This is a genomic window from Xenorhabdus vietnamensis, from assembly GCF_002127535.1.
Taxonomy (GTDB): Bacteria; Pseudomonadota; Gammaproteobacteria; order Enterobacterales; family Enterobacteriaceae; genus Xenorhabdus; species Xenorhabdus vietnamensis.
The window spans coordinates 266,384-278,300 of record NZ_MUBJ01000002.1 but is presented as its reverse complement, the minus strand read 5'-3'; the positions used below and the strand labels follow the sequence as shown (position 1 = coordinate 278,300).

Here is an 11,917-nt window from a genome sequence, read left to right as displayed (position 1 = left end):
TTTAAGAGTAACTTATTGAAATAATTTCTAATTTTTTTAAATCTTATCAATTGCTAACTATGTTGACGTTGAGATTCTCATTTCCATAAGTGCAAGCTCTTTAAGTTCAATTTCTATAAGTACAAGGGGTTAGTCAATGAAGAAAAAGATTCTTGGTTCTCTGATCTTGGCAGGTATCGTGGCACTGATTGCTGGCTGTGATGATGCATCTAAAAAAGCAGAAAATACGGCACAGAAAGTTGAAGAAAACGCAGTGCAAATGAAAACTGACGCTGAAAAAACAGTCACGGGTATCACTAATAGTACAAAAGAAAAATCACAGGAGATAAAGGAAAACGTTTTGCGTGAAGGTCGTAGTGCGATTGATAAATCTAAGGAAGTGCAAAATCACATCACTCATTCTGCCAATGAGGTCGCTGAGAAAATGAAATCCAAGGTGGCTGATGTGCAGAATCAGGCGACCAAAACAGCGAGTGATGTGATGGATACGATGAAAGCAAAAGCAGATGATATACAGCATCAGGCTAGTGACAAGATCGATCAGATTTCAGATTCCATGAAGTCAAAGACGGGGGAAATAAAATCTGAAGCTGATAAAAAGGCGGATGATTTAATCAATAGTTTTAAAGGTGACAAGGATAAAAAAGAGGAAAAATAATTTATCATTTTAATTCAAGGTGTTGCTGATTTTAAATGGATTATGTCAGAAGGGTGATCTAAAAATGATCACCCTTAATTATTTATACAACTTAAGCTAAATTTTATTTTTCACTGGCGGACAGGTGCATTGTTGGCGACAAAATATTTTGCTTGACTTTGTGGCAGAGGTGAAATTTCTCTGATTTTATCGGCAATTTTCTCGGCCATCATGATCGTTGTGGCATTCAAATTACCGGTAATGATTGTTGGCATAATAGAGGCATCAATAACACGTAAATTCTCAATGCCATGTACACGCCCTTGGCCGTCGACGACTGCCATTTCATCCGTCCCCATTTTACAACTGCATGATGGGTGAAATGCTGTTTCGGCATGTTGACGAATAAAGGCATCCAATTGTTCATCGGTCTGGATTTCAATACCTGGGCTGATTTCACGTCCACAATATGGAGCCAGCGCTGGCTGCGCCATAATTTTCCGCGTAATGCGAATAGCTGTGCGGAATTCCTGCCAATCTTGTTCCGTTGACATATAGTTGAATAAAATACTTGGATGTTGACGTGGGTCTCGTGACTTAATTTTCACTCGACCACGGCTTGGGGAGCGCATGGAGCCAACGTGCGCCTGAAAACCATGTTGATTGACGGCATTGCTGCCGTTGTAATTAATAGCAACAGGCAGAAAGTGAAATTGAATATTTGGCCAGGTAAATTTTTCATGGGTACGAATAAAACCACCTGCTTCAAATTGATTGCTGGCACCAATGCCTGTTCCTTTGAATAACCATTCAGCGCCAATTTGGGGCTGGTTATACCATTTTAACGCTGGATAGAGGGAAATGGGTTTGAGACATTCATACTGCAAGTACATTTCAAGGTGATCTTGTAAGTTTTGCCCAACGCCGGGTAAGACATGTACCGCAGGAATAGCAAATTCATTCAATACTTCTTCTGGGCCAATGCCTGAACGTTGCAAAATCTGTGGCGATGCGATCGCTCCAGCACAGAGCAAAACTTCCTTACGCGTTTTTGCTTGTATTAAAGCTGAGCTATTGCCTTTATGAAAATTGACGCCGACGGCTGTTTTTCCTGCAAATTCGAGGGTATCAGTCAAAGCATGGGTAATGATAGTAAGATTGGCACGTGATCGCGCTTGATCCAGATAGCCACGGGCTGTACTGGCGCGGCGTCCTTTAGGGGTAACAGTGCGATCCATTGGCCCAAAGCCTTCTTGCTGATAGCCATTCAGATCATCAGTACGCGGATAACCCGCCTGGACGCCTGCTTCTACCATCGCGTGAAAAAGTTCATTATTACCCGCTTTGGGAGTTGTGACACTGACTGGCCCATCACTGCCATGATAGTCATTGTCGCCAATATCCCGTGATTCAGCTTTGCGAAAATAGGGAAGGCAATCAAGATAAGTCCAGTCTTCCAACCCCGGTTGTGCTGCCCAATGATCAAAATCCATTGCATTGCCACGGATATAGCACATGCCATTGATCAGCGAGGATCCACCAAGCCCCTTGCCGCGTCCGCATTCCATGCGTCGATTATTCATATGGGGTTCAGGATCGGTTTCATACGCCCAGTTATAACGGGTTCCCTGCAAAGGATATGCCAGCGCCGCTGGCATTTGAGTACGGAAGTCGAATCGGTAATCTGGCCCGCCTGCTTCCAATAGCAGAACAGTTACATTCGGATCTTCCGTCAAACGGGTTGCAAGCACGTTACCCGCTGAACCAGCACCGATAATAATGTAATCAAAAACCATTGTTATCTCCTCTGTTTCAGACATGGATTAAAATAGGGATTCAAAATTGCCCAGTTCCACCTGTATTGATTTGGTTTGAGTGTAATGTTGCAGTGTGATCAGTCCATTTTCCCGGCCAATACCAGAATGTTTATAACCACCGACAGGCATGGCGGCTGGAGATTCACCCCAAGTATTGATCCAGCAGATTCCGGCTTCTAGTTGGTGGATCACACGATGTGCGCGGGAAAGATCTTTTGTCACTAATCCTGCCCCCAGTCCATAATGTGTATTATTGGCACGGGCAATAACTTCATCTTCAGTGTCATAAGTCAGGATAGACATCACTGGCCCAAAGATTTCTTCCTGTGTAATCAGCATATCATCGGTACAGTCACTGAATACTGTTGGTGCAACAAATGCACCTTTCGCCAATTTGCCTTCCATCAGACGCTCACCACCACACAGCAGGCGGGCATTACTGTTTTTACCGCTGTCTATATAGCGTAAAACAGACTCCATGTGTGGGAAGCTCACCAAAGGTCCAAAATTCGTGTTGGGGTCGAGAGGTGAACCAATTCGAATGCGTTTAACACGCTCAAGAATTTTTGCTTCAAATTGTGAGAGTAGAGCCTTAGGTACAAAGACGCGTGTTCCGTTTGTACAAACCTGACCTGAACTGAAAAAGTTTGCCATCATGGCAATATCAGCAGCACGTTCCAGATCTGCATCATCAAAAATGATTAGCGGAGATTTGCCACCCAATTCCATCGTGACTTCTTTTAGGGTTGAGCCTGAAGCATTTGCCATGACTTTTTTGCCTGTCACAATCCCGCCGGTGAAAGACATTTTGGCGATTTTAGGGTGCATGGCCAGATAATGTCCTACTTCATGACCGGTTCCTGTCAAGACATTGAAAACACCATCAGGTAAGCCTGCCTCGGTGTAGATTTCAGCCAACTTCAAAGCGGTGAGGGAAGTGATTTCACTTGGTTTGAAAATCATGGCATTGCCGGCCGCCAGGGCGGGGGCTGATTTCCAGAGGGCAATCTGAATAGGGTAGTTCCATGCTCCAATGCCGGCTACGACACCCAATGGTTCACGGCGTGTATATACAAAAGAAGATTCACGTAGTGGAATTTGTTGGCCTTCAAGGGCTGGAATTAAACCCGCATAATATTCCAGTACATCAGCGCCCGTGACAATATCAACTTGCTGAGTTTCAGAAAGTGGTTTGCCGGTATCCAGTGTTTCCAATTCAGCAAGCTCATCATTGCGTTCACGCAAGATATTTACAGCTTTATGTAAGATCCGGGAACGTTCCACCGCAGTCATGGCTGCCCAAATTTTCTGTCCCTTATGAGAACTTTCTACAGCAATATCAACATCTTGTTCTGTTGCGGACTGAAATTGAGCAATAACCTCTCCAGTAGCCGGATTAATTGCATCAAAAATTGTGCTATCAGGTCCGGTATTATCGAGTTTGGTGTTATTAAAACTGGTGCTATCAGCATAAGCACCGTGGATATAAAGTTTTTGTAATCCAAAATGGGTCATAGATTCTCCTCAAGAGCCTGTCCACAGGTTATAAGCCTTAAGCCAGAACTCAAGCTATATAGGATGTCCCGAGTTTCTGTTCGATGTAATCAATGGTGATTCTGAACGTCCCTTCTATGTCAAAAGGCTTGCTACTTAATGCACTTCTCAGCCAAATGCCGTCAATCAATGCTGCAAGACCTTGTGCAGCCAGCCGTGCTTCTGCTTTTGGCATGGCACGTTTAAATTCAACACAGATATTGGAATACAAACGGCGTTCATTGACTTGTTGTAACCGATACAATTTTGGTTGGTGCATACTGCTGGCCCAGAATGCCAGCCAGGTTTTCATTGCTGCACCGCTGATCTGACTGGGATCGAAATTCCCTTCGACAATGGCCTTCAGCCTTTGAGTCGGGGTTGCATTTTCAAGCAGGCGTATTCGGCGTGCTACTGCCATTCTCAGTTGATGTAAGAGATAGCGCATGGTCGCTTCCAATAGCCCGTTTTTATCCTTGAAATAGTGGCTGATAATTCCGTTAGAAACCCCTGCTTTTCGCGCTATTTGCGCAATGGTTGCTTCCTGCATTCCAACTTCATTAACAACGATTAATGTTGCATCAATGAGTTGCTGTTTTCTTATCGACTGCATTCCAATTTTTGGCATGGTTTTATGCTCAGAAAATCAATCATTCGGCAGTATTAAACTTTTTTTTAATTGAATGTTCAATCAAAATTAAATATGTTTTATTACAATAATTTTACAAGAGGTAATTGGATTTATTTAACGTGGCTTAAATTTTATTTTTAATTCAATTGGTTATATGAATTATTCTTTTCATCCATTTTAATTGCATTAATTTCAGGAACTGCCTATGAACACCCAAGACAGTCCAAAAAACACTCAGAAGGATACTTTGAACTCTGTCGTTTTTTTCACCTCTGCTGGACTGATTATCGTATTTTCTCTATTCACTATTTTTTTCACTGATGCAACAAGTAATTGGATAAAAAACACACTGAATTGGGTGTCTAAAACTTTCGGTTGGTACTATTTACTGGCTGCGACGCTTTATATCGTGTTTGTTATTTTTGTTGCCACTTCCCGTTTTGGTTCAATCAAATTGGGGCCAGAGCAATCCAAGCCAGAATTTAGTTTGCTTAGTTGGGCGGCGATGTTGTTTGCCGCCGGGATAGGCATTGACTTAATGTTTTTCTCGGTGGCTGAACCTGTTACGCAATATATGCTGCCACCAACAGGTCAAGGAGAAACAATTGAAGCAGCCCGTCAGGCGATGGTGTGGACGTTGTTCCACTATGGCCTGACGGGCTGGTCTATGTACGCCTTGATGGGAATTGCCCTAGGGTATTTTAGCTATCGTTATAACTTGCCTTTGACTATTCGTTCGGCACTTTATCCTATTTTTGGTAACCGTATTAAAGGCTGGATCGGTCATACGGTGGATATTGCGGCAGTCATAGGGACAATTTTTGGTATTGCAACGACTCTGGGAATTGGAGTTGTGCAGTTAAATTATGGCCTGAAAGTACTTTTCGGATTACCGCAAGGGTTAGGGGTTCAGGGGGGATTGATACTACTGTCTGTGGTGATGGCAATTGTCTCTGTGACTTCCGGCGTTAACAAAGGAATTCGATTTTTGTCGGAATTAAATGTACTGCTGGCTCTTGGTCTGGTTTTGTTTCTTTTATTTGTTGGCGATACTGAATTCCTGCTCAATGGATTAGTGCAGAATGTCGGGGATTATATCAGCCGTTTCATGGGTATGACGTTGAACAGTTTTGCATTTGAACGCCCAACTGAATGGATGAATAGCTGGACACTGTTTTTCTGGGCATGGTGGGTGGCTTGGTCGCCGTTTGTGGGATTGTTCTTGGCGCGTATTTCTCGTGGCAGAACCATTCGCCAGTTTGTTATGGGAACATTAGTCATTCCATTTGTTTTTACCCTGCTGTGGCTATCAATATTTGGTAACAGTGTGCTGTATGAAATTATTCATGGTAATCGTCAATTGGCTGAAACAGTGTTGCAACACCCAGAACAAGGTTTTTATAGATTGCTGGCGCTTTATCCGGCATTCACGTTCAGTGCCTCTGTTGCCACAATTACGGGATTGCTGTTTTATGTCACATCGGCTGATTCTGGTTCATTGGTGTTAGGGAATTTCACCTCTAATCTCAGTGATATCAATAATGATGCACCGAATTGGTTGCGCGTTTTCTGGTCTGTAACAATCGGTGTATTAACATTAGGTATACTCATGACTGATGGTATTTCAGCTTTGCAAAATACTACAGTCATAATGGGGTTACCTTTCAGTTTTGTGATTTTCTTTATCATGGCAGGGTTGTATAAATCCTTGCGAGTGGAAGATTTCCGCAAGGCCAGCTCGTTGCATAGTACTTCACCTACGCTTGTACATGACAATGGTTCATTGAACTGGAAGCAGCGTCTAAGCCGTATGATGCATTTTCCTGGTACGAAAAATACTCAACGGATGCTGGATATGGTATGTCGTCCAGCTATGTTGGAGGTCGCTAAAGAGTTGGTGGTGCGTGGTGCGAAAGTTCAGTTTAATGTCCTGCTGGCAAAAGATGATAGTCGGCTGAATCCACTAGAGCTTATTGTTGATTTAGGTGATGAACAGAATTTTATCTATCAAATCTGGCCGCAGAGTTATTCTGTCCCCGGATTTACCTATCGGGCGAGATCGGGCAAGTCTCACTATTACCGACTGGAAACTTTTCTGATGGAAGGGACACAAGGTAATGATTTGATGGACTATACGAAAGAGCAAATCATTAGTGATATTCTTGATCACTATGAAAAGCATTTGAATTTTATTCACCTGAACCGAGAAGCACCGGGGCAGACTTTGATTTTTCCCAGTTGAGGGTAAATAGAAGACGAGTGAGATATAGTGGAATATAAAGAAAATTAATAAAAAATCGCCTGTATTATACGAAGTTACAGGCGGCTTTTTTACTAAAATCGATCTAATTGTATAATTCAATCTTCATTATTGAGATTTTTATCCATTTTTTGAATGATAGGCTTCAGGATAGATTTTACCATAATAACCATCCAATTGAGATTCTGACATTTTTGATATTTCTATATATTTTGGTGAGAACAAAACGAAGAATGACATTAATCCCATTAAGACAGAAAAGATGAGTAATAAAGATCTTATATCATAACTTTCTACCATGTAGGTTGCAGATACCATTCCCAATGGTATTGAAATTATACAGATAGCAAGAAATTTAGATTCCATTGTATTACGATGAGACTCAGGTGTTGCCAGACATCGGATTGAAGTGGTATTTATATTGTAAATAACCAAACCGATTCCACTGATTAGCATATAACTACATAACCCAATTAATGAGGTTGCTGTGGATATGCCAGCTATACAAGCAGCGATTGTGAAGGCTGAAATAAAAGCACCATGGGCTTTACAGAAGAATTTATTCATATATTTAATAATGATGATGCTGCCAATCATCATACCTACACCAAACGTTGCTTCGGCAATTCCCACTTGTAAAGCACTTAGCTTAAACTCGTTTATAATAATAAGTGGTGTAATATAGGTTACTAATGGAACTATAGTAAAATTAAAAAAGGAAGAAACAATAACTAAGCTTGCTTCTGTGGGATTTCTAGTAATAATTTTAATGCTTCCTATATTATTTTTATTTTGTTGCGATGGCTTTTCTTTTTGCTGGTTTTTTATAAAGTAAAAGCCAATTATTGATAAAATTGACATTAAAGAAATAAATATTAGAGCTCCATCTATTTTTAAATAGTGGATAACAATCCCCGATATTGCAGGGCCAAGGATAATGTTAACTGAATTAACAATCCCTCTATATTTAAATGAAGACTCCAATCTGTTTTTATCACTAATTTCTGGTAGGATGCTTGTGCCAATGGGTTGAATTAGTATGGCTGAAATAGAAGCGAAAATATATATAATTCCTAATGGGATATACAGGTTTTTATCTATAATATTGGCGAGAATAAAAAGTAATGAAGTTGGTATTATGCAAAATAATACGATATTTTTTTTATTGAACCTGTCACCAAGATTACTCATGAAGACAAGAAAGAATACTTGTAAAAACCATGATGAAAAAATAAACCATCCAAGTTGAAAATCTAGATTTAGTACTTCAATCATCCACCATGAAAATAACATACCGAATGCTCTTGTAGAGGATGTGAACAAAATATCAGATATTTGATATAAAAAAAATGAAATATTATTTTTCATTACTACCCTTATTTTTATTAATAACCATATTATTGATAAATTTAGCTAATGATATATATGAAATGTATTTATGTCACTGATATATTGGATTTAAGCGATAGATTAAATTGGTTATCTGTGAATTTTATGGAATATATGGCTAGTAAATTATCAATAAAAAGATATTTTATAATTTTCTTCTTAAATGTGCTGTTTATTTCGATATTTTTTGCTGTGATCTATTTTTATTAAATATTCGACAAGAAATTAACCCGTTGAATTTTGGCTGAGAAATTCACTAGAGTTTCATGATCTTTTTCTGTGTTTTTATACAGTATTTTGTGTGGAGAGATCAGATGCGAAAAATTATTCATATCGATATGGACTGCTTTTTTGCTGCTATTGAAATGCGGGATAATCCATCACTCCGTAATATCCCTATTGCTGTAGGGGGAAGAGCTGATCGAAGAGGGGTAATTAGTACGGCAAATTATCCCGCACGCCGTTTTGGGGTGCATAGTGCGATGTCTACGGCCATGGCATTAAAACTCTGCCCTCAATTGAAAGTTATTCCCGGTAGAATGGTGGTCTATAAAGAAGTTTCTCAACATATCCGGGAAATTTTTTCCCGTTATACTGAGCTGATTGAACCCCTCTCCTTGGATGAGGCCTATCTGGATGTAACGGATTGCCACCATTGTTATGGTTCTGCCACTTTGATTGCTCAAGAAATCCGTCAGGTAATTTTTGATGAATTGCAGTTAACGGCCTCTGCTGGTGTAGCACCAGTCAGATTTCTAGCCAAAATAGCCTCTGATATCAATAAACCCAATGGGCAATATATTATCTCTCCTGAGCAGGTAGAGTCTTTTGTTAAGTCGCTGCCTTTACGCAAAATTCCCGGTGTTGGAAAAGTTACAGCTAAGCGTTTGTCAGACATGGGGTTGGAAACCTGCTCTGATGTTCAACATTACGATAAGCTGGCATTACTCAAAAGTTTGGGTAAGTTTGGTTTATCACTTTGGGAGCGCTGCCATGGCATTGATGAACGACAGATTACGCCAGAACGCTTGCGTAAATCTGTTGGGGTGGAAAAAACGTTGGCTCAGGATATTCATGAGTGGCATGAATGTGTTGAACTGATTGAAAAACTTTATCCTGAGCTGGAAAAGCGGTTGGAAAAGGTAAAATCCGATCTTCGTATTGCCCGTCAAGGTATCAAATTAAAGTTTGATGATTTTCAATTGACGACACAGGAACATGTCCATCCTGTGTTGGATAAATCCGATCTAATTCAAATAGCAAAACAAGCCTGGGAAACACGTCGGGAAGGGCGAGGGGTCAGGTTGGTTGGGTTGCATGTGACATTACAAAATCCACAACTGGAACGTCAGCTTTTATTGGAGTGGTAAAGTTGGAATGATAAAGTAAAGCGTAAATGAAATGCGGATATGGAATCTCTCCCACAAGCAGATGGCAGGGGAGAGACAATATATATTTATTCTTTAGCCGGAATAGCTTTTAAGATTGCAGTGAGTAGTTGCCAATATTGGCCAACACTTTTAATGTGAACTTTCTCATCAGGGGAGTGAGCGCCTCGAATGGTTGGGCCGATAGAAACCATGTCCATATCAGGATACGGTTTTTTAAATAGACCACACTCCAAACCTGCGTGGATCACCATGATATTTGGAACCTTCCCGAACAGTTGTTGATAAGTGTCACTCACTAAATGCATGATTGGAGAATTGGCATCAGGCTGCCAGCCCGGATAGCTGCCGCTTGCGACTGTTTCTGCTCCAGACAGTTTTGCCAGAGAACGCAGTATTTCAACCACATAAGTCTTGCCACTTTCTATCAGTGAACGGATCAGGCAAATAACCTCGACTTTTTCTTCATTCATTGTCACAACGCCTACATTCAGCGAAGTTTCTACAACGCCTTTGGCGACATCGCTCATACGAATAACACCATTAGGCATGCTATTGAGCATGGATACGAAACGAGTCTGACAATCCGTTGTTAATGCTTGTGATGATACTTCGGTTTCATCCAACAAAAGAGTGAGATAGTTTTCAATGGCAGCATATTCATTTTTCAATGTTTCCAAATAGTTATCTTTCAATTGATACAGTTTTTCTATTTTATCGGCAGGAACAGCAATCATAGTAGAACCTTCACGAGGAATGGCATTGCGCAGGGTTCCACCTTGCAGGTGAATTAATTTCAATTCCAACTCATCGGCATATGCAGCCAGAAAACGAGCCAGCAATTTATTGGCATTGCCTAATCCCAGATGAATATCACCACCAGAGTGGCCACCTTTTAAGCCCTTAATGGTCAGTTGCAGGGTTTTGTAGTTAGCAGGCAAATTTTCACGGGACAATTGCAAGGTTGTGACAAAATCAATGCCACCAGCACAACCCATGTAGATTTCGCCTTCTTCTTCTGAGTCGGTGTTGATCAGAATATCAGCTTGCAACCAGCCAGATTTCAGACCGAATGCGCCATCCATCCCTGCTTCTTCGGTCATGGTCAGTAAAACTTCCAATGGGCCATGTTTGACGGACTCGTCAGCCAGTACTGCCAGAGCGGAAGCCATGCCGATACCGTTATCAGAACCCAGAGTTGTACCATCAGCCGTAACCCAGTCACCATCAATATAAGGACGGATAGGATCTGTTGCAAAATCGTGTACGGTATCGTTATTTTTCTGCGGAACCATATCTAAGTGTGCTTGAAGTACGACAGCCTTGCGGTTTTCCATGCCTTTTGAAGCGGGCTTTCTGATCAAAATATTGCCGACTTCATCTTGTTCTACATGGAAATCTTTGCTTTTTGCCCATTCAATGATATGGGATGCCAGTGCTTCTTCATGATAGGAAGGGTGAGGAATGGAGCAGATTTTGGAGAAAATATCCCATAATGGTTGAGGGGATAATGTTGATAATTCGGACACGGCGAATCTCCTGTAACTACATTTTGGTAAGATGAAAATGGTAATGTTTGATACATTAGGGTGATTACTGTCATCGGCGTTGTCCTAATGTTCATGTTATGCCTGAGAATATCATTTTATTGCTTGCGATGTGCAGTCAGAATGAGCGCTTACCTTGTTTTTACTGGTTTTTGTCTGTTCAAGTCACTATACTCTCGCGCAACCTTTTTTCCGCAAAAAAACACTTTTCTGAAATATTCTTTAGTTTCCAGGATCAAATTTTATGAGTGAAAAATATGTTGTAACGTGGGATATGTTGCAGATACATGCCCGTCAATTGGCACAACGTTTACTTCCTGTAGAGCAATGGAAAGGTATTATCGCTGTTAGCCGTGGTGGTCTTGTGCCGGGGGCGTTGCTGGCTCGTGAATTAGGCATTCGCCATGTCGATACTGTCTGCATTTCCAGCTATGACCACGATAATCAGCGTGAGTTGAACATATTGAAAAAAGCGGAAGGTGACGGCGAGGGCTTCATCGTTGTTGATGATCTGGTTGATACTGGTGGCACTGCTCAGGCAATCCGTGAAATGTATCCGAAAGCCCATTTTGTAACGATTTTTGCAAAACCGGCTGGTCGCCCTCTTGTTGATGATTATGTTGTCGATATCCCTCAAAACACATGGATTGAGCAGCCATGGGATATGGGAGTAATGTTTGTTCCGCCTATTTGTAATAAGCAATAAAGTTTTCTT

9 protein-coding genes are annotated in these 11,917 nt (G+C 41.1%); 4 read left to right on the top strand and 5 right to left on the bottom strand.

The genetic code is table 11. From position 1 onward, the window contains the following. Window positions 1-136 precede the first annotated feature (136 nt). Window positions 137-658 carry a hypothetical protein gene (locus Xvie_RS03395; protein ID WP_086107956.1) on the top strand — a complete coding sequence of 174 codons (522 nt, stop codon included), beginning with the start codon at window positions 137-139 and terminating at the stop codon, window positions 656-658. Between the two features lie 110 nt (window positions 659-768). Here Xvie_RS03395 and betA read toward each other — a convergent pair whose 3' ends face one another. Genes betA through betI form a run of 3 tightly spaced genes read right to left on the bottom strand, consistent with a single transcriptional unit; the run spans window position 769 to window position 4,615 of the window. Beyond that, window positions 769-2,433, bottom strand: coding sequence for a choline dehydrogenase (gene betA, locus Xvie_RS03390; protein WP_086107955.1), 1,665 nt, complete (start codon window positions 2,431-2,433; stop codon window positions 769-771). Between the two features lie 27 nt (window positions 2,434-2,460). Beyond that, window positions 2,461-3,969, bottom strand: a complete 1,509-nt coding sequence (betB, locus tag Xvie_RS03385; RefSeq protein WP_086107954.1) for a betaine-aldehyde dehydrogenase — start codon at window positions 3,967-3,969, stop codon at window positions 2,461-2,463. Between the two features lie 49 nt (window positions 3,970-4,018). Then, window positions 4,019-4,615: a transcriptional regulator BetI gene (gene betI, locus Xvie_RS03380; protein WP_086107953.1), complete on the bottom strand. Its 597-nt coding sequence runs from the start codon at window positions 4,613-4,615 to the stop codon at window positions 4,019-4,021. A 208-nt stretch (window positions 4,616-4,823) separates the two neighbouring features. On the opposite strand from betI, the gene Xvie_RS03375 reads away from it, so the two are divergent. Further along, window positions 4,824-6,860, top strand: coding sequence for a choline transporter (locus Xvie_RS03375; protein ID WP_086107952.1), 2,037 nt, complete (start codon window positions 4,824-4,826; stop codon window positions 6,858-6,860). A 138-nt stretch (window positions 6,861-6,998) separates the two neighbouring features. On the opposite strand, the gene Xvie_RS03370 is transcribed toward Xvie_RS03375, so the two are convergent. Beyond that, window positions 6,999-8,246 (bottom strand): MFS transporter, encoded by a 1,248-nt coding sequence (locus tag Xvie_RS03370; protein WP_086107951.1) that lies wholly within the window; start codon window positions 8,244-8,246, stop codon window positions 6,999-7,001. Window positions 8,247-8,581: 335 nt separating this feature from the next. Between Xvie_RS03370 and dinB the strand changes: the two genes are divergently transcribed. Further along, on the top strand, window positions 8,582-9,637 hold the full coding sequence (gene dinB, locus Xvie_RS03365) for a DNA polymerase IV (RefSeq protein ID WP_086107950.1): 1,056 nt from the start codon (window positions 8,582-8,584) through the stop codon (window positions 9,635-9,637). Between the two features lie 86 nt (window positions 9,638-9,723). Here dinB and pepD read toward each other — a convergent pair whose 3' ends face one another. Continuing rightward, window positions 9,724-11,184, bottom strand: a complete 1,461-nt coding sequence (gene pepD / locus Xvie_RS03360; protein ID WP_086107949.1) for a beta-Ala-His dipeptidase — start codon at window positions 11,182-11,184, stop codon at window positions 9,724-9,726. A 262-nt stretch (window positions 11,185-11,446) separates the two neighbouring features. Between pepD and gpt the strand changes: the two genes are divergently transcribed. Next, the gene (gene gpt, locus Xvie_RS03355; protein ID WP_086107948.1) at window positions 11,447-11,908 is read left to right on the top strand and encodes a xanthine phosphoribosyltransferase; all 462 of its coding nucleotides are present in this window, start codon (window positions 11,447-11,449) and stop codon (window positions 11,906-11,908) included. Window positions 11,909-11,917: the final 9 nt, after the last annotated feature.